The organism is Micromonospora marincola, from assembly GCF_056150385.1.
Genome location: NZ_JAXCFT010000024.1, coordinates 1 through 17,354, shown reverse-complemented (window position 1 = coordinate 17,354; position 17,354 = coordinate 1). Strand labels below are relative to the sequence as shown.

The following is a 17,354-nucleotide window of genomic DNA, read 5'->3' as shown; positions in this document are numbered from 1 at the left end:
AATGCCGCGCCCGGGTGGTTCACTGTCGAGCATGACGTGGCAGAGGAATCGACTGATGGCAGCTGTCCTGGCGGTCATCCTGGCGATAGCCTCCGTCTTCACCTGGCAGTGGTGGCACAACCGTCCGCCGTACGGCCCGGAAGCACTGGCCATCGAGTCCTCGCTCAGTTTCGTCAGCAACGAGCAGGCGCGTGTCGCGCTCGGTGACAAGGGATCCGCCCCGGTCGCCTCCGGACGCGACCAACTGGTGCTGGGCCGGATTTCCTGGCAGACCCCGCCCAAGCCTCTCGACGGCGGCTACTTCGCGCTCTTCCTCATCGACAAGCGCACCGACACCAAGCCGGAGGTCTTCGGTGTGTCCGCGCCCCAGGAGGCCGTCGGTATCGGGAACGCGGGCATCGAGCACCGGCTCGCCGAGCGCTATTCCTGGCTACGAGGCGCGGGTGATGCCACGTTCGGGGACGAGCGGCGGAGCAACGGCAACAGACTTCACGTGGCGGACGAGAAGGCTTCACCACTGACATTTGTCGCACTCTTTCCGTACGTCGAGGATCCGGAGCTGCCGATGGTGACCGCGCCGGTTGCGACCGCCGACCTGTTGCTGGCCTTCGTCTACATGGGTTCGGACGGCCAGGTGTACTGGGCGCAGCGGCTCCAAGGGTAGGGGTGCTGCACGATGCGAACGGCCCCCCGCGGTAACAGGGGGCCGTTCCTGTCCGAGGCTGCGACCAACGTGTCCCTGCCGCTCCTCTGCCTACATCCAACGACGTGGAAGTTGCAGAAGCAACGGGTCCGGCTTTGCTCAAACGTGATCTACCTACCGGAACGTGCACGAGTGGTGATCGTTATCCACGTAGACGTCCGTCCTGACTGAGTCCTCACTTCGGCGGTAACCGTGGAGGGCTGAACAACAGGCCGGGCTTCGCACTGTCCGAGCAGATCAGCACGCCAGTCCAGGAGAAAATCTGTGTCCGATGCTTCCTTCACACCCTCGGGGGACGACGAGGGTCGTGCGCCGCTCCTCTCGGTCCGAGACCTGGTCATCCTCGCCATCTCGCTGGTTGTCGGGCTGTTGGCCGGCGCCGTCAGCTTCGTGACCGTGGCCGCCCAGGCCGGCCCGGTGGCAGGTGCCGCCGCAGGCGTCGTCGCCCTCGTGCTGACCGGGCTCGGTGTCGCGACGAGCCTGCACAAGCTCTTGAAATAGCCGGGAGGGAGGGCCTGGCTGTTACCGCATCCGGGCCCTCGCTCCTGCGCGCGCCCGGACCTGAGGGTGGTCGCGATAACCTGCCTCCTTGGTCACGCAGTCCTTCTACGGGGAGGGGTTCGCTGATGGCGCTGTCGGCGGAAGACAAGTTGGCGATCCACGAGCTGATAGCTCTGCACGGTCATCTCATGGACGCCGGCGATCTCGACAGGATGGACGAGCTGTTCACTGTCGACGTGGTGTACGACCTGACAGCCTTCGGAGCCGGCGAGTTGCACGGTTGTGCGGCCATCAAAGGAGCAGCCCCGGCCCTTGGGGACGGCAACCCGGTGGGACACCACGTCCCGAACGTCTACGTGAGCGAAGACCCGGACGGCACCATCCGGGCCACGTCGAAAGGGATTGGCGTCACCTCCGACGGATCGGTCGGCAGCGTCGTCTACGAGGACATCGTCCGCCGAGAGGTCGCGGGGTGGCGGATCGCGTATCGGAAGGTGACACCCCGGCGGGTGCCGCTGCGACCATGACGGTTATCGCTTGCGCCGGTCCTTCCCTCTCGGATCGCTAAGCTCAGCCGCGGGTGCGGTCCTTGACGAACTCGACGAAGGAGCCCCACTGGGCAGTGGCGAAGGTCAGCGACGGACCGGCGATGTCCTTGCTGTCACGCACGCCCACGACGTTCGGGAGGTTGTCGGCAACCTCGACGCAGTTGCCCTCGTTGCCGCTGTAGCTGCTCTTACGCCAGCGGGCCGTGATCGTCTCAGTCATCGTAAGTCTCCTTGATCAGGGCGGCCACGAGATCCTCGGACGCGCGTTCGTCCAAGGCAAGGCTCCACAGAGTCTCCCAGACCGAAGAGTACGTCTCTACCTCGCTGGGGCGGTCGAGGTAGATGCTGCCGGTCAGCGATTCGCTGTAGACGGTGCTGGGCTCGGCGGGCCTGGTTCCCTTTGCGGGGAAGTCAAGCATCACGAAGCCACCTGCGGCGGACGCCCGGTGTGGGCCGGCACTCCTCGGCAGCACGCGGACCTTGATGTTCGTGGCTTGGGCTGCGTTGACCAGGTAGGCCAACTGAGCCCGCCAGGCATCCGCGTCGCTGATGGGGCGGTGAAGGACAGACTCGTCGACGATCGCTTCGAACTGGGGAGCTGCCGGATTCTTGCGATCGAGAAGCTTCTGTCGCTCCATGCGCAGGGCGACCTTCTGGGCCACCTCCGCCGGAGTCCGCCCGGGTTTGGTCTCGAAGACCACAGACATGTACTCGGGCGTCTGGAGGAGACCCGGGATCAGATTCGGTTCGTACTGCCGGACGTGACAGGCCGCCGCCTCCATCCCGACGTACAGCTCGAACCACGCGGGAATCACATCGCCGTAGGCGTGCCACCAGCCTCGGCTCTTGCTCTCCCTGGCGAGTGAAACGAGGACTTCGGTCAGGTCCGCTGAGGTGCCGTAGAGCTGACACATCAGGTTCACGTCGTGGGTCCGGAGCGCTGTCTGACCAGCCTCCAGGCGATACATCTTCGCTCGGGACCACTCCAGCGTCGTCGCCGCAGCCTCCAGGTTGATGCCGGCTTCCTCACGTGCCTGCCTCAGCAGCCGCCCGAGTTGCCGGCGCGGGACGGAAGATCCCGTCTCGACCATCTGGCCCCCAATCTCACCTCAGATGCCTGTCTGTCTCATTCCAGCCACCTTGCACGCCCGCATGGCACGGCGTCAATCTTTTCCCTCGAATCGCTGAGTGAGACGTTGCAGATTGGAGCCGCGTGGCCCCACGTTGGCTGCTGGACGAGGTGGCCGACGAATCGCCGGAGGTGCGGGATGCCCCGCTGGAAGTGGTTCCAACGCAGCAACGAACCGGTCGATGTGGTGCAACGACCGATCACGAACGAACACCCTCGCGTGACCGACGAGGCCCAAGTCCTGCCGATGGTCCGGCCCTCAGCGAACAAGGCTTCCCAGGTGCGGTCAGGTCGCAGTCAGAAGCGTCGTAACGGCGGCGAGTCGTGAGGCCCGATACGCCCTTCCTGGTGGCGCTGTCCTGGGCCATCATCGACTACCACGTCGCGTACACCTGCTCGCGGTGTCGTCCCTATGGCTGGTGTCCGCGCGTCGTCGTCGCACGCGCCCGCATCCGCGCCTGGCGCAAGGTCCGCGACCAGTGGCGACCCTGAAGGCCGGCGACCTGCTGCACATCACGCGAGCTGCCAGCCCTCAGTTCGTGAGGTCGTTCCACTTCCGCGTTATCCGCGTCCTGGACTGGACGACCTTCGACGGCTGGATTTGGCTCGATGGATACCAGCTCGACGAGCGAGGCGACGCTGTGGCTCGGCGCTCGATCTTCGTGATGCAAAGCGGCTTGACGTCGGTCGAACGATACCTGTGCGCCCGGCAGGATTCGAACCTGCGGCCTTGGGATTAGAAGAAGATCGCGAATGGTGGTCAGGCGCCTGCGCACCTGGTCAGCCCGTCCGTCGTTGTCGGATGGCGTCGGCGTCAGCCGGCGGTCTTGGCTGTAGGCGTGCCATCGACTCCTACTCTGCTCGTATGAGTGCTGAAACGGGAGCCCGTCCAAGCCTCTCGACGGTGGCTACTTCGCGCTCTCCCTCATCGACGACCGCACCGACACCAAGCCGGAGGTCTCCGCGCCCCAGGAGGCCGTCGGTACCGGAAACGCGGGCATCGTCGGGGCGGATCGGAGACGAATTCGAGTACGTCGCGGGGCGGTGATCCGGTGGGTGTGGCGTCGGTGCCAGAGGCGGCGGTCGCCGCCGCCGCCTCGGTTGCTGTTACGGTGCGCCAATGCCACGCCACCTCGTCGCGATCGCCTGTGACCTGCTCACCGACAAGTACGTCTTTCCGGACCGGGCCGCCGTGGCGGCCGAGGACATCCGCGCGCGGGCGCTCAATGGTGAGTACGACGGTCTTGACGAGAATGCGCTGGGAAACCGACTCACGGAGCATCTGTTCGACCTGTGCGCGGACAGGCATCTGCGCGTGCGGCTGCGGGAGGCCGGACTGGCTGGGCGCACCGGCGAGGAAGACTCGAAGGCCGCCTGGGAGGAATACCTGCGGCTGACCGGCTACCGCGTCGCCCGCGCCGAACGACTCGACGGCAACGTCGGTTACCTCGACCTGCACGGCATACCGGATTCCGCGGTGGGCGGGCGCGCCATCGCCGCGGCGATGGAACTGGTGTCGCACACCCACGCGCTGATCATCGATCTGCGTCGCAACCGGGGCGGAGCGCCCGAAGGGGTCGCGTTCTGGTGCAGCTACTTCTTCCCTGATGCCGAAACCCATCTCAACGACGTCTTCGACGCCGCCACCGGGCGCACCCGCCAGTACTGGACGCTGGCACACCTGCCGGGGGCGCGCTATCTCGATCGGCCGGTGTACGTGCTCACCAGCGACCAGACCTTCTCCGCCGGTGAGGAACTGGCCTACAACCTGCAAGCCCAGCGCCGGGCCACGCTGATCGGCCAGGTGACCCGCGGGGGAGCGCACCCGACCGATGCGTTCCCACTCACAGACACCCTGGAGATCACGATCCCCACCGCGAGGTCGATCAACCCGGTGACCGGCACCAACTGGGAGGGCGTCGGCGTGATTCCGGACATCGACGTGCCCTCCGAACTGGCTTTCGACATCGCCTACGAGACGGCGCTCCGGCACGTGCTGGAGACCTCGACCGTCCGGCTCATCCTCGACGAGGCAAGGGACGCGCTGAAGGGCATAACCGACCAGGAGTCGCGGACCATCCGTTGATCGAACGCGCCGACATCGGGCGATTCGCGGTAAGAGTTGGCTGTGGCGGCACTGGTTGCTGATCTCTACGGTTCGCGATCATGGACGCCACACTTGCCGCCGCTCGCCTCTACGAGCTGAGCCCACGGCAACGGGGTGCCATCCCTAGCTGACGCGGTCGGCATTCGTCGCGTGCTGCCGGAGATCGAACGGGCCGCCGCGGACGAGGCCGCGAAGCGCCTCTTCGGCTGACTTGGCAGTACGAATGGCTGCACGGGGGCCGTTGTGATCGTCTCGACCGGGAGCGGGAAGCCGCTGACCTGTGGTGGTGCCTGTGCGCCCGGCAGGATTCGAACCTGCGGCCTTGGGATTAGAAGTGGCGTTCGCGTATTGATCTCTAGTTTCAGAGGCTTCTCTAGCTGCGGTTTCTCCTTCTCTGGCCACTCCAATTGCTCCGACCGCCTGCACTTCGCACCACGAGTAGCCCCACGTCCGAGCGCCTTCGGGCGCCCTCGCAGCGTCGGAGGCGACGGAAGACCGCTCAGGGTTGGTTACGCAGAGCGCCGGAAGGTGTGGTCCCTGTGCCAGGCGAAGTAGGGCTCTCGGCTGGGCGACCACCAGTCGGTCGTCTGCTTAGTCAACGCGGTGCGGCAGTGAGCTGCGACCGCGGGGGAGAGTGCTACCTGTGGACTGACCTCGATGACGCCCCCGGCCTGGACCGTGACGAAGCCGTGTTCATAGAGGCTGTCGCAGCCGAGGACGCAGGCGAGCATTGCCACGTTGTCGTAGTCGAGCTTCTCGGCCTCCGTGCACGCGGAGCGCTTCTTGATGTGGGCGGCGACGAGGAACTGTGGTGGTAGTTCACGACCGCACAGCGCACACGCCGTTCCGCCGATGTCACGGAGGCGTCGCTTGAGCTGGGCTTGCTCTCGTCGGTATGCGGCGAGGCGACGGCCGTCGGGATCGCCTCGGAAGTCCTTGATCGCCTTCCGCAACTCGTCTAGGTCGGCCGGGCGAGTGTCGGGTTCGCCGGCTACTGCGGGCGACGATCCCGCGGCTAGATCGGCCGCCAGTCGGACCGAGCCGGAGGAGTCGTAGCCGGGGACGCTGAGACGGAGCCGAATCCGCTTTGTGCTGTTGCCGGGGCGCCGGGCGGTGGGCGCTTGCCCGATCGTGGTTTGGGCGTTGGTCAGCTTTCGTCGGAGCCCGCGAGGGTCGGGAACATCGGCCAGGTGAACGGGCTCGCTGATCAGGCGACGGCTCGACTCGGGAAGTAGCTGGGTGCGTTGCGAGTCGACGATAGCTGTCTCGATGACAGCTCGGCGGTCCTTAAGACGTTGCAAGATCAGTTCCAGTGCGGCCCGATAGTCAGTGTTCCTGGCGGCTCTGCCCGTGGCGCGGCCGCTCATGCTTTCGAGGATGACGGCGACATGATCGCCATCGGGTTCCACGGAGAACTCAGCGTCGAGTACCTGGCCGCGATCGTCGGTCATTCGCACAGGGGCACTCTCGCACAGGCGTGCGACGGGCTGCTCCGGCTGCCTACTGATCGGGGAAGGGCTGAACCATCTCCGCATCTCCGCATCTCCGCAAACACGGCTGTGAGCTGGGTGAATGCTTGCGGAGATGCGGAGTGCTGTTGACCGGTCATCTCCGCAATCGGGGTTCATCTCCGCACCAAGGTTGCGGAGATGCGGAGATTGATGGTTCCTGATGGTCTGATCTCCGCAGGGTGTTTTTCCTGGTGGTGGAGGGTTGGTGCGGCGTTGCGGAGGTGCGGAGATGGTTCAGCGGGTTCAGCCCTGGTGGCGTTCGACCCAGAACACGGCGCGGTCGCCGCGTTCGTTGCGGCCGGTGCGGAGGACGTGATCGCCGCGCCAGCGTCCAGCCTGGCCAGTAAGCAGCCGGCCGAGTTGCAGCGGGTTGGGTAGGCGGCCGGCGGCGGTGGTGATGAATTGGCCGTCCCACGGGTCGTGGGCGTCGCTACCGAGGTGCAGGGGTTCGGCGTCGCGGCGAAGGTCGGCGGCGGTCATGGCTCGACCGGCGTGGCGCTCATGCCAGGTGGTGAGGAACGCGCGCCAGCGCGTTTCGTCTTCATCGATCTCGCGTACCTCGGCGGCGTTGGTGAGGAACCCGTCGATCCCGTGGTGGGCGAGGAACCCGCCGAGGGCTTGCGCCCACGGGGTGAACTGCCGCATCGACAACCCGGAGACGCGCGGTGCTCCCTGCCGAGTCCAGTCGAGCACCAGCACCAGCAGGTGCCACAGCACGGTGAGCTGATTGGCCGGCACGGTGATCCACTGGTCGAGGTGCGGGATGCCGAACCCGGTTTGGTCGCGTAGTTCGGGGCGGGGCATGTCCGGGTCGAGGTGCACGCGGACGGTGCGGCTCGCCATGTCGCCGCCGACTTGCAGGTTGTTGCCGGTGGCCATCCACAGCCGGTCGTTGACGGTGGCGATGTTCCGCGATGCCCCTAACTGCCGGTCGGACCAGACGCCGTTGGTGACGAGCTGGGCGAGGACGGCGGAGTCGATGACGGTGCCTTCGGCGAGGTTGTCCCAGATGACCACGCCGACCTGTTCGGCGAACACGGCGGTGATGGACTTGCGGAGTTCCTCATCGGCGTAGGCCCAGTTCATGACGCGTTGGCCGTAGAGCATCCCCGGCCCGGCGGTCAGGATCGTCTTACCCGATGACGGCATGGTCGCGTCGATCAGCGCGAACGGGGTCAAGCTGCGGGTGAAGTGCCGCAGGATCGGCGTCGCCAACAGGGCTACGTAGTTGGCCCGGTCGGCGGCCGAGGCCCACGGGAAATCGCGCAGGAAGCGGCCGAGCAGGAACGTCCGCGCTTCCGCGACCTGCTCGGGTGTCGGTGCGTCGGGCACGGGCGGTAGGGCGACCTTTGAGGCGAGATAGAGGCCGGTGGTGCGGTCGTAGCCGGGGGTCTGCAACAGGGTGCCGTCGCGGCGCAGCACGGGAGCGCCGATGATCCCGCGTAGCGGTGCCACACCCGGCCACGTCTTCCCGGCCAGGACGGAGGACAGGACTTCCCGAGACGGGGTGGTTTCTTCCTCGAAGGGCTCCGGGTCGCCGCCGTCGCCTTTGCGGGTGCGCATCCGGTAGACGTAGGCGTGTTCGGCGAGCAGCCCGGCCAGGCCGGCGGGGTTGATGACGCTGGCCGACACCGGCAGCGGCGAATCCTCATCGGCGGCCGGAGCCAGGTCACCGGAGACGGCTTCCATGTGCACCAACTGACCGGCCGACACGTACGTGTCCGGGAGTAGCCCGTTGACCAGCGCGGCTTTGAGGGCGCGGATGCTTTCCGGGCCGGTGCCGACCTTCAATCGGGTGGCTTCGGCGTTCATCGGGTCACCTGCCTTCGTGGTGGTCGAGGATGATGCGGCCGATGTGTTCGGCGACGGCGGGGACGACGGCGTTGCCGAGTGCGCGCAGTCGGTCCACCCGGTCGGAAACCCCATGAGCCACTCGACCCACGTCGGGTTCAGTGGCCCACCAGCGCGCTCGCTCAGTGGCCGTCCCGGACGGTCCCAGCCCGCTCCTCGTCCCGCGTCGCGTGCTGTCGGGGTCGGCCAGAGCCGGACGGCGGCGAGCAGGTTCGGGCCGCCGCCGCCGCCGGCTGCCGTCCGGCCGTAGCTCGCTCCCGATGTCGAGTCCGCGGCTTTCGGGGTCGGCCAGCGTGGCGAGGACGAAGATGCGTTGACGCCGGTGAGGTGCCCCCACCTCGCTAGCTGAGACAACGCCGGCACGGGTGGCGTATCCGAGTCGGTGGAGGTCTCGGAGCACGAAACGAAGTCCCCGGGTGCGGTGTCCCATGACGTTCTCGCCGACGACGTACCGGGGCCGGATGGCGTGGATGACCCGGGCCATGTCCGGCCACAGCCACCGCTCGTCCTCAGTGCCCCGGCGTTTACCGGCGGTCGACTCGGGTTGGCACGGGTAGCCGCCGGCGACGACATCGACCCGGGGCCGGTCGGTGGAGCGCCACCAGGCGGCGGCAGTGCGAACGTCGTCATGTGAGGGAACCTCCGGCCAGTGCTTATGCAGGACGGCACGACAGAACGGGTTGATCTCGACGTGGCCCACGATGCGCATCCCGGCCCGCTGCAACCCCAGCGACAGGCCACCGATCCCCGCGAACAGCTCCAACACGTTCAACGGCTCGCTCACGCTGCCTCCCGAACGCCGCCCAGCCGACGGGGCTGACGCGCGCCCACGCGCAGGCCAGAGGCGATCGTGCGGGCAATCTCGGTGTGGCGCAGGCCGATGGACAGGGCGGCCGGCTCTAGGACGGCGGTCACGTCGTCGTCGGTCAGCGCGCCCCCGGCGGCGAGCTGGCCGAGGGCCACGGCTGAGGTGAATAAGGCGTGGTTGCGTTGGCCGTCCGGGGCGGCGGCCAGGTGGGCGACCTGCCGGCGGATCGCGGCGGCGAGGTAGCGGCCGTGCCGGTCGGCCGGCAGGCTCACCGCGGCTGCCCGGCGGGCCGGTCGCGGCGCGGGGGCGAGCAGCCCGGCCACCCATCCGGGCAGCGGCACGGGGTCAACGTCGAGGGAAACCGTGTAAGGGCGGCTGGCGACGGTCGAGCCGGCGGCGACCACATAGCCGCCGTGGGCGCGGGTGTCGACCTTCCAGCCGAGGCCGCCCCGGTCGCCGGTGGTGTTGCGTAGCGCCGGGCCGGTGTCGGGGTGGCGGTAGTAGAGGTGACTACCGCCACTGACGGTATCCACGGTATAAGTCGCGTCGATGCCGGTACGCGGCCCGGCGTCTGGACCGAACCCGTCGAACATGTCAATCGGGGTGCCGTGCCGGTCCGCGAGGGTGGCGAACACCGCCCACCCATCGCACGTACCCTCCCACGCGGCAGGCGGGGTGTCGTCGGGGTGCTTCGGGATGTCCAGGTCGACCACGACCAGGCCGGACGGCCCGCAAGCGATACCGATGCCGTAGGGCTGCTGTGACCATGCCCGGCGGATGCGGTCGGGATCGGTGGTGGCGCGTTCCTCCCATCCGATATGCCGTCCGGCAGCGGCGCAGCGCGGGTCGGTCTGGCCGCATCGCTCAGCGGTGCACCGGTTCGGGAACGCGGGCCGCTTCGCCTCGTCCTTGTCGAGGGCGTGCGGGTGATCGGGGCGCAGCGGGAAAACGTGCCAGCCGCGTGCCGCGTGAGCAAGTGCGGTGGCGAGCAAGTCAGGCATCAGGATTCTCCTAAGCGGATCGGCGGCGGGCGCGGGCGCCGGCCAGGTCGACCACCACGCCGCCGCTTGGGTCGGGTCGGCGGTGGGTGCGGTCGTGGCGTCCCTGAGCGCAGGCGGCGCAGTCACGCCGTTGCAGGCGGACCGGCTGGCCGCTGAGGGTGCCGGTAGCCAGCACCCGGCCGCAGATGTGCGGATACGGTTCGGTGTCGGTCACCGGCCGGCCGAGGACGGTGGACGCGACAAGCCACCGCGCGGCCATCAGCGCGCAGGCGGGCTGTAGGCGGTGTCGAGGCGGGCGGCGACCTTGCCCGCGCAAGCGGTCATGACCTGGCGCGGGTCGTGGCCGATGCTGGCGATAGCGACCAGGGCGGTGAGCACCACATCGGCCAGCTCGGCGGCCACGTCGTCCGTGGTGTGGGTGACGCCCTTACGCGGGTTCTGGCCGATGGTGCCGATCCACGCGGCGGCAACCTCGCCTGCCTCTTCGGTGACCTTGAGAATCCGCAGCCCGGTTTCCTCACGGCTGCGCCCGTTGATGGCGTCCAAGCGGTCAGTGACCAGGGCAGCGAGGGTGAACAGGTCAGTCATCATGCGGCCTTTCTCGGACGAGGACGGGCAGCGATAGCCGCCCGAGTGACGGCCTGGCGCAGGTCGCCCAGCAGCCCGACCAACTGACGGCGCGCGGCCACCTCACCGGAGGCGAGCGCGACGCGGACGCGCACCTCGGCGTGTTCGCGGCCGGCGGCGGTGCGGACGCGGACGAGGACGGCGCGGGCGTGGCCGGGGACGTCGACGACGATTTCGGGTGAGCGGTGCTCGCTGAGGCCGCAGCGGTGGTCGCGTCCGCACCAGTCGGTGTGTTCGCTGGGGCGGGTCACGGCTGGCCGGCCCGGTATTCGGCGCGGATGTAGTTGATGAGGCGTCGGCCGATGCGGACGCGGATGCCGGTGCCGTCGCAGCGGGGGCACTCGCGTCGGGTGCCGATGGCGGTGCGGTGGAAGCGCCGGCCGTGGCAGCGGCGGCAGCGTCCCCATGGGGAGACGGCGCAGGTCGCGAGGTAGCACAGTGTGTAACCGAGGGGGGTGAGGCTAGCGAGCAGCAGGATGGGGGTCACGAAACGCCTCCACGAGCCGGTTTGAGGGTGTACGAGGGCTGGCGCCGCTAGTTGTTAGGGCGCTGGCCAGGTATCCGATGGGTTGCTAGCGGGGGTGCTAGGTCTAGCGGGGGGTGCCGCTAGACCTAGCGACCACACGCTGTCCGGGTTAAGCGGCTTTGTCCCCTCGCCGCTTGTTACGTTCCGCTACCGCGTCGGTGATGTGCTGTCGTTCGATGCCGCGCCGGTTCGCGCCCTTGCCGGTGGCCGGGTCGGTTCCCCACACCTGCCCCGTAGTGATCCCGTACGGCTTGAGTGCGGCGGTCAACTGGTCGCGGGTCAGGTCGGCGTACGCGTCGGGGTTGAGGTCGGCCAGCCGGTCGGTGAGCGTCTCGGCCCACACCTTCGCCTCTGTCGCGGGGACCACGGTGAGGATGTCGTCGAGCAGCGTGTCCCGCCGGGCCGCCGGGGTCGGCGCGGCTTGGCCGATGGCGTGGCCGGTGAGGGTGCCGGCGGCTTCGCGCAGGGCGCGTGCCCGGTCGGTGATCTTCTCGGCGGTCGGCCCGTCGACGTAGAAGGTGCGGACGATCTGCGCGTCGTCGGCCGCACCGACCAGGTAGCCGACGCCCTTGTCTTTCTTGGCGAACATGGTCGCCCGGATGCCGTTCTTGTACGCGCTGGTGCCGAGGATCATGTCGTTCTCGATCTGGCCCATGACCCGCAGACAGAACCGCGTTCCCGCGTTTGCCGACACCCCGGTCGGCAGACTCTTGGCATCCGGCCGCTGCGTGGCCACGACCAGGATGACGCCCAGGGCGCGGCCCAGCTTGATGACCTTCTCGGCCAACTCCCCGGCTTCCTTGCCGAACTCCGGATGCGAGAACAGCTCCTGCACCTCGTCCAGAGCCACCACCAGCCAGTGCAGGCCCAACGTCTTGCGGCGGGCCAACTCGGGGGTGACCTTGTTCTCCGGGCATACCGTCTTGGGCAGGCCCTTGATGACGGCGGCGCGGCGCTGGCATTCCTTGCGCAGCTCCCGCAGTGCCAACAACCCGGCCTCGGCGGTGTCGTCGTCCTGCCCCGACGCGTACCGGGCGGACACTTTCTCCAGGGGGTCGAGGCCGCCGGTGCCCTTGAAGTCGAAGCACCACAGTTCCGCGTACGGGTCGAGGGCGGCGGCGAGCATGGGTACCTGGGTGGCGGCGGTCTTGCCGTAGCCGGGAATCGACCCGATCAGCAGGTTCGTGTACGGCAGCTCGAACGACACCACCCGGCCGCGCGGGTCGGTACCGAACGGCACCGGCCGACCCAGATCGAAACCCCCGGTGGCCTTGAGCAGCGGCCACGGCTTCGGCGGAGTGGCGGCCATGTCCTGATCCCCGACCCACAGCAGCAGCCGGCCCGGGTGCACCTCGGGCTGTCCTTCCGGCCAGACGCAGCCGAGAGGGCGGGTGAGACCGGCGGCGAGCCGGTCGCGGCGCTCGATCACGTCCCCGGCGGTCACGCCCGGGGGCAGGTCGATGTCCGCGCGCCAGCCAGGGCCGTCGCGGGTGATCGGGGCTGTAAAGGCAATCGCCTTGGTGCCCTGCTTGGCGATGGCCTGGGTGATGCCGGCGACGCCGAGCACCGCCAGGGCGCGCACCACCACATCCGAGGTGAGCCGGGCGACACGGGGGATCACCACGGCGGTGTCGAGCAGCGGCTTATCGGCCGGCTGCCCCGCCAACCCGCACAGCGTGACCAGCAACGCGGGGACCGCCCACTGCGCCCAGCCCGGCGCCCACGCCATCGCCGCCCCGCCGACCAGGGTGAGGGAAAGAGTGAAGGTGGCGACGATGCCGCGCCACCGCACCCGCCGGTCACGCTGGCGCGACAGCTTCAGGTACAGCTCACCGTCGCGGGTTTCCGAGGTGGCTTGCCGCAGTCGCTCGCCTTCCCAGTCGAACACCCACCGCACCGCCCCGCCAGCGAGGCGACCCGCGCCAACGGGGGCGCGTAGCGCCACCTTCCCGGCGTACTTCGGCACACGGGTGGCGTGGTAAGCAGCGGTGTGCAGCAGGTGCCCGACCGCCCAGCGCATCACGTCGACCAGCTCGTCACGCGAGCGCAGCCACGCGGGCAGGATCGGCCGACGCTGCCCCGCGCGGGCACCGTCGAGGGTGAACCGCGGCGAGCGCTGCGCGGCCGGCGAGTCGACCAACACCGGCCCACCGTCGTCCGGGTCGGGTTTGCGGGCGGCGCGGGCCGCGTCCAGGTCGACCACCTCAGCATCCGGGCCGCCGAAGGTGGGGTCGGTCAGGTCACGCTCGGCGGCGTGCCAGTCGAAACGGTCGTCGTCGTGGGGGGACGTCATGATGGGGGTTCCTCCAACGGTCGGGAGATCGGAAGGGGACCGGCGGCACAGCACTGGTTTCCAGGCCGTGGGGCTGTGCCGCCGGGCAGAGTTAGCGGATCTGGCTGGTGCCCTTGCAGGTCGGGCAGGTGTTCCAGAACTGGCCGCCGTTGCACGAGCAGTTCCGGGCGGTGTGCTTCGGGTCGTTCCACCGGGGGCAGTCCCGCTTGACGGTGCCGGTGGCGTTGCAGGTGTGGCAGCCCCGCTCCTGGTACTGCCAGGTCTGCTTCTTGGCCATGGGTCAGCTCTCCTTCGCCTTGCGCTGCTGTGCCTGCGACGCCAGCCGCTGCCGGATCGCCTCGGGGGTGAACATCTGCGGGTTGGCCTTCCGCGCCCGCCGGGACAGGTCGGCCATCTGCTGGTCGCTGATGGTGTTCGGGGTGCTGTTGCTCATCGGGGGTCTTCCCTGCGGTCGGTCGATTCGGGGTTGTCCAGGCAACACGGCTGCCCGATGGGGGCAGGGCAGCCGAACAGGCAGGTGCCGCAGGCGTTCATGTCGTCGGGGCAGCCCGTGGGCGAGTTGGGGCAGCACGGCGGGATACCGGCGGGCTGGCCGGTGGTCTGGTAGACGTAGACCGACCGGCCCGGGTCCGCGCTCACCGCTGGCCCCCGTTCTGCGCCGCGTCGACCACGGCCCGCTCCCGCTCAGCCCGGGAAGCCGCCTCGGCAGCGCGGGCCGCCTCCCGCATCCGGCGGGTCACCTCGGCCATCGCGGCGTCGCTGGTGCTGTGCCGGCTCATCGGGCGTCCTCCCGCACCAGGTGCGCCAGCGCGGCACCCATGCCCAGCACCGCCACCGGCAGACAGGACACGAGAGTGGTGATCCACCACGGAGCGGCGGTGACGCCATACGCGGCGAGCAAGTGGTAGGCGACCTGCCCGAGTGCGCCCACGGCGAGGGAGGCGAGGGCGGACCACTTCGCGAACGTCCGCGCCCGGGTCGGCACCCGCCCCGACAGCCACACATACAGCGCATAGGCGGCGTACGCCTCCACCCCGATCGGCAGCGTGATGGCGGAATCGATCGTGGCCCACGAACCCGGCTCCACGATCCCGGGCAGCAGGTCCACCTTCCCGAACCCGGTGAGCTTCCCGAGCCCCACCCACCCGGACCACACGGCCACGAACGCGCCGAGCGCCATCAGCACGACCGGCCAGACGACGGCCTTTCGAGGTCGCTCGGCCGGGGCGGGCGTGCCCGGGTGACCGGGTGCCCTAACCTGCTCGACCGGCTCGGCGGCGAGGACCGCCGGGGCGTGAGTGGGAGCCGGCTCGACGGGCGGCGCGGACTCGGGTACTGCCGGGGCCGGCAGCGGGTGCGGGCCGATCGGCTCGGCGTATAGCCACGGGGCCGGTGTCCGCTCGTCGACCGGCGTGAGGTCGGCCAGCGTCTCGCGCGCCAACTCCCGCAGGTAGTCGGACGCGCCCGGGTCCGCCACCACCTTCCGGGCCGCCTCAACGACGTCCGCGTCCGTGCCGCCGCCCGTGCCGCCCCGGGCCAGGTTGTACTCCCGGGCGGCCTCCCGGCGGCGGGCGATCTCGCGAGGGCGCGGCCCGGCCAACAACGAGCGCAGCTCGTCGGCCTTCGGCGCACCGATGCGGAACTCTCGCATCAGCCGGTTCCGGCTGGGCATCGTGCCCAGCTCGTCGGCGAGCTTCCGCGCGGCCGGCAGCAACTTAGCGACGGGTTGCGGATACTTCGTGCCGTTGATAGTCGGGGCGGTCATTGGTTCGTACCTCCGGTCAGGTCTGCCAGGGCGCGAGTCAGGCGGTACAGCGCGATGTAGCGGCGGCGGATGGCGCGCAGGTGCCGCGCCCGGACGTCGGCGTGGTCGTTGGTGGCGAAGGCGTACTCCTGGGTGGCTTCGCCGTACCGGGCCGCCATGTCCATCACGGCGCGGTGCAGCTTCATGGCGCGCGAGTTCATCGGGCCACGTCCAGGACGCCAACGAGCAGGTCACGGTGGGCGGGAAATACGTCGCCGTCGAGGTAGTGGCGCAGGTACTCGACGAGGTGTTGGTAGGACTCGGCGTGCAGCCAGGTGGCCTGTCGGGCGTCGTCCGCGCCGGTGACCTTGGGCAGGAACGGCAGCGGACCGAGGTCGATCAGGACGGGGACGGTGACCATCCACGCCTCGTCACTGGCGCGCGGGTCGGGCACGTACCGGGCCGGGTAGCGGGTGTGCGGGGTGCTCGCCCGGTCGAGGGTCAGGCCGGTTTCCTCGGCCAGTTCCCGGAACGCCGCATCGGTGGGGTCCTCGCCGGGGTCGACGTGCCCGCCGGGCAGCGCCCATCCGTGGTTGTCGTCGCGCTCGACCAGCAGGATGCGGCGCAGCCCGTTGACGGTGGCCATCACCACGGCGTCGGCACACAACGCCTCACCCCAATGGCCCAGCTCGTTCCGGCCGTACCGGATGCCGGTCGGCGCGAACGGGTTGACCGGCCGACCGTCCACCAGAGGGAAGGGGATGGCGGCGGCGGCCCGCCGGGGCTTCCAGTTGATGACGGTGGGGTCCATGGTCGGGTCGGCCCACGACGCCCCGGCGGCGATGCCGTCCAGGACGCTCGGGTGGGTGTAAGTGCGGGTCATGCGGCAACCTCCGTTACGCAGGTCAGGCAAGTGCGGCGAATGGTCAGCACGGCTAAGCGGCGCGGTCGGCGCGGCTGCTGTCGAGCAGGGCACGGGCTTCCCGCATGACGCGGCGCTGTGCTCGCCGGATGCGCTGCCAGTCCAGGTCGCTCGGGTGACCGTCGCTGGTCAAGATGGCGATCTGCGCGTCGAGCAGCAGGACTTCCGCCTCGATCAGGGGCATCTCGCCCTCGATCGCGGCCAAGTCGTCGGCGGTCGGCTCGGGTGTCGGGTGGGGCTTGAAGCTGGTCACCTCATGTCCTTTCGCGTGCCTCGCATCCTTCGCGAAGCGCTTGTCTGTTGCGCAACAAGGTAGCGATACGTGGGTCTGTTGCGCAAGTAGGTAGCGGTATGTTGGTGCGATGAGTGACGCCCGAGATGTGCTCTCAGCAGCGACGAAGCGCTACCAGCGGACCGAGGCGGCTCACGAGGCCGCCCGCGATGCCGTCGTGGCGGCTGTCCTGGCTGCCCTTCGCGAGGGCGTCGGCCCTTCCGAGGTTGAGAGGTTGTCGCCGTTCAGCGGCGCGTACATCCGGAAGTTGGCGCGGGACAACGGCGTTCCACCGGCGCCGCCGGGGCCGAAGCGTGCGCCCTAGCCAGCGGGCCGCAACGCGTAGTTGCCGGCATCGACCAGGCCGTGAGCCAGGGCGGAAGCCTCCATGTCGTCGATGGCGCGGGCGGGGATCACGAACCTTCCTCGAACCTTGATGGCCGGGAACTGCCCGGCGTGGATGGCTCGGTAGAGAGTCACCTCCGACATGCCGAGAAGCGCAGCAGTGTCCGCGACGGACCGGAAGCGGGGGCGCTCCTGAACACGGGCGAGGGGTTCAGCCACGGGAGTCTCCTCAGTAGTCTGATGTAGCGAATGGCTTTCTGATATCCAGTGAAGTCGAAGTCGGACGGCGTGCCCATGCAAGGCAGGTGCAACCGTGCGGCAAGCCGATGCAACGAGCGCGGGGACCACGATGGCGGCGGTGGAGCAGTCAGCCATTTTCATCCTGCGTAGCGGTTGGTTTCGACGTGGTGCAGGACGAGGATTGCTTGGACGATCGCGGTGGCCCGGCGTGGGCAGCAGCGCAGCTT

The 17,354-nt window shown here is 69.0% G+C and carries 25 protein-coding genes and 1 pseudogene; 6 read left to right on the top strand and 20 right to left on the bottom strand.

What is annotated here, in order from left to right; all coding sequences use genetic code 11:
• Window positions 1-55 precede the first annotated feature (55 nt).
• From SM450_RS28670 to SM450_RS28660, 3 genes are all read left to right on the top strand, one after another.
• Window positions 56-664: a hypothetical protein gene (locus SM450_RS28670; protein WP_474622901.1), complete on the top strand. Its 609-nt coding sequence runs from the start codon at window positions 56-58 to the stop codon at window positions 662-664.
• Between the two features lie 303 nt (window positions 665-967).
• Window positions 968-1,204: a hypothetical protein gene (locus SM450_RS28665; protein ID WP_474622900.1), complete on the top strand. Its 237-nt coding sequence runs from the start codon at window positions 968-970 to the stop codon at window positions 1,202-1,204.
• 125 nt (window positions 1,205-1,329) lie between these two features.
• Entirely contained in the window at window positions 1,330-1,731 is a 402-nt protein-coding gene (locus SM450_RS28660; protein ID WP_474622899.1) for a nuclear transport factor 2 family protein, read from the top strand.
• A gap of 43 nt (window positions 1,732-1,774) precedes the next feature.
• Here SM450_RS28660 and SM450_RS28655 read toward each other — a convergent pair whose 3' ends face one another.
• Together SM450_RS28655 and SM450_RS28650 are read right to left on the bottom strand one after the other, a co-directional pair.
• Window positions 1,775-1,972 carry a DUF397 domain-containing protein gene (locus SM450_RS28655; protein WP_474622898.1) on the bottom strand — a complete coding sequence of 66 codons (198 nt, stop codon included), beginning with the start codon at window positions 1,970-1,972 and terminating at the stop codon, window positions 1,775-1,777.
• Window positions 1,965-2,843 carry a helix-turn-helix domain-containing protein gene (locus SM450_RS28650; protein ID WP_474622897.1) on the bottom strand — a complete coding sequence of 293 codons (879 nt, stop codon included), beginning with the start codon at window positions 2,841-2,843 and terminating at the stop codon, window positions 1,965-1,967. Before SM450_RS28650 ends, SM450_RS28655 begins: the two co-directional genes overlap by 8 nt.
• A gap of 386 nt (window positions 2,844-3,229) precedes the next feature.
• Between SM450_RS28650 and SM450_RS28645 the strand changes: the two genes are divergently transcribed.
• The 3 genes from SM450_RS28645 to SM450_RS28635 all read left to right on the top strand — a co-directional run bounded on the left by SM450_RS28645 (window position 3,230) and on the right by SM450_RS28635 (window position 4,967).
• Window positions 3,230-3,373 carry a hypothetical protein gene (locus SM450_RS28645; protein WP_474622896.1) on the top strand — a complete coding sequence of 48 codons (144 nt, stop codon included), beginning with the start codon at window positions 3,230-3,232 and terminating at the stop codon, window positions 3,371-3,373.
• A complete protein-coding gene (locus tag SM450_RS28640) occupies window positions 3,361-3,621 on the top strand; it encodes a hypothetical protein (RefSeq protein ID WP_474622895.1) in 261 nt (86 codons plus the stop codon). Before SM450_RS28645 ends, SM450_RS28640 begins: the two co-directional genes overlap by 13 nt.
• A gap of 380 nt (window positions 3,622-4,001) precedes the next feature.
• Window positions 4,002-4,967, top strand: a complete 966-nt coding sequence (locus SM450_RS28635) for a S41 family peptidase (protein WP_474622894.1) — start codon at window positions 4,002-4,004, stop codon at window positions 4,965-4,967.
• Between the two features lie 530 nt (window positions 4,968-5,497).
• Here the strand turns inward: SM450_RS28635 and SM450_RS28630 are convergent.
• The 18 genes and pseudogenes from SM450_RS28630 to SM450_RS28545 all read right to left on the bottom strand — a co-directional run.
• Window positions 5,498-6,439, bottom strand: a complete 942-nt coding sequence (locus tag SM450_RS28630; protein ID WP_474622893.1) for a hypothetical protein — start codon at window positions 6,437-6,439, stop codon at window positions 5,498-5,500.
• Between the two features lie 303 nt (window positions 6,440-6,742).
• Window positions 6,743-8,311, bottom strand: coding sequence for a hypothetical protein (locus tag SM450_RS28625; RefSeq protein ID WP_474622892.1), 1,569 nt, complete (start codon window positions 8,309-8,311; stop codon window positions 6,743-6,745).
• 4 nt (window positions 8,312-8,315) lie between these two features.
• Window positions 8,316-9,134, bottom strand: a complete 819-nt coding sequence (locus tag SM450_RS28620) for a DNA cytosine methyltransferase (RefSeq protein WP_474622891.1) — start codon at window positions 9,132-9,134, stop codon at window positions 8,316-8,318.
• Window positions 9,131-10,159 carry a bifunctional DNA primase/polymerase gene (locus SM450_RS28615; protein ID WP_474622890.1) on the bottom strand — a complete coding sequence of 343 codons (1,029 nt, stop codon included), beginning with the start codon at window positions 10,157-10,159 and terminating at the stop codon, window positions 9,131-9,133. Before SM450_RS28615 ends, SM450_RS28620 begins: the two co-directional genes overlap by 4 nt.
• Window positions 10,160-10,169: 10 nt before the next feature.
• Complete coding sequence (locus SM450_RS28610; protein ID WP_474622889.1) at window positions 10,170-10,418, bottom strand: hypothetical protein; 249 nt, start codon at window positions 10,416-10,418, stop codon at window positions 10,170-10,172.
• On the bottom strand, window positions 10,418-10,747 hold the full coding sequence (locus SM450_RS28605; RefSeq protein ID WP_474622943.1) for a MazG-like family protein: 330 nt from the start codon (window positions 10,745-10,747) through the stop codon (window positions 10,418-10,420). The genes SM450_RS28610 and SM450_RS28605 overlap by 1 nt, the downstream gene beginning before the upstream one ends.
• Window positions 10,747-11,037 (bottom strand): hypothetical protein, encoded by a 291-nt coding sequence (locus SM450_RS28600; RefSeq protein ID WP_474622888.1) that lies wholly within the window; start codon window positions 11,035-11,037, stop codon window positions 10,747-10,749. The genes SM450_RS28605 and SM450_RS28600 overlap by 1 nt, the downstream gene beginning before the upstream one ends.
• The gene (locus tag SM450_RS28595) at window positions 11,034-11,273 is read right to left on the bottom strand and encodes a hypothetical protein (RefSeq protein WP_474622887.1); all 240 of its coding nucleotides are present in this window, start codon (window positions 11,271-11,273) and stop codon (window positions 11,034-11,036) included. Before SM450_RS28595 ends, SM450_RS28600 begins: the two co-directional genes overlap by 4 nt.
• 148 nt (window positions 11,274-11,421) lie before the next feature.
• Window positions 11,422-13,605, bottom strand: a complete 2,184-nt coding sequence (locus SM450_RS28590) for a P-loop NTPase family protein (RefSeq protein WP_474622886.1) — start codon at window positions 13,603-13,605, stop codon at window positions 11,422-11,424.
• A gap of 91 nt (window positions 13,606-13,696) precedes the next feature.
• Complete coding sequence (locus SM450_RS28585) at window positions 13,697-13,882, bottom strand: hypothetical protein (protein ID WP_474622885.1); 186 nt, start codon at window positions 13,880-13,882, stop codon at window positions 13,697-13,699.
• 3 nt (window positions 13,883-13,885) lie between these two features.
• Window positions 13,886-14,038 carry a hypothetical protein gene (locus SM450_RS28580; protein WP_474622884.1) on the bottom strand — a complete coding sequence of 51 codons (153 nt, stop codon included), beginning with the start codon at window positions 14,036-14,038 and terminating at the stop codon, window positions 13,886-13,888.
• Window positions 14,039-14,240: 202 nt separating this feature from the next.
• The gene (locus tag SM450_RS28575; RefSeq protein WP_474622883.1) at window positions 14,241-14,384 is read right to left on the bottom strand and encodes a hypothetical protein; all 144 of its coding nucleotides are present in this window, start codon (window positions 14,382-14,384) and stop codon (window positions 14,241-14,243) included.
• Window positions 14,381-15,370 carry an ABC transporter permease gene (locus tag SM450_RS28570; protein ID WP_474622882.1) on the bottom strand — a complete coding sequence of 330 codons (990 nt, stop codon included), beginning with the start codon at window positions 15,368-15,370 and terminating at the stop codon, window positions 14,381-14,383. The genes SM450_RS28575 and SM450_RS28570 overlap by 4 nt, the downstream gene beginning before the upstream one ends.
• Entirely contained in the window at window positions 15,367-15,570 is a 204-nt protein-coding gene (locus tag SM450_RS28565) for a hypothetical protein (protein ID WP_474622881.1), read from the bottom strand. The genes SM450_RS28570 and SM450_RS28565 overlap by 4 nt, the downstream gene beginning before the upstream one ends.
• Window positions 15,567-16,232: an NUDIX domain-containing protein gene (locus SM450_RS28560; RefSeq protein WP_474622880.1), complete on the bottom strand. Its 666-nt coding sequence runs from the start codon at window positions 16,230-16,232 to the stop codon at window positions 15,567-15,569. The genes SM450_RS28565 and SM450_RS28560 overlap by 4 nt, the downstream gene beginning before the upstream one ends.
• Before the next feature lie 52 nt (window positions 16,233-16,284).
• Window positions 16,285-16,524: a DUF6284 family protein gene (locus tag SM450_RS28555; RefSeq protein ID WP_474622879.1), complete on the bottom strand. Its 240-nt coding sequence runs from the start codon at window positions 16,522-16,524 to the stop codon at window positions 16,285-16,287.
• Window positions 16,525-16,863: 339 nt separating this feature from the next.
• A complete protein-coding gene (locus SM450_RS28550; protein ID WP_474622878.1) occupies window positions 16,864-17,106 on the bottom strand; it encodes a helix-turn-helix domain-containing protein in 243 nt (80 codons plus the stop codon).
• Window positions 17,107-17,264: 158 nt separating this feature from the next.
• Window positions 17,265-17,354: pseudogene (locus SM450_RS28545) on the bottom strand (IS5/IS1182 family transposase); the annotation flags it as partial.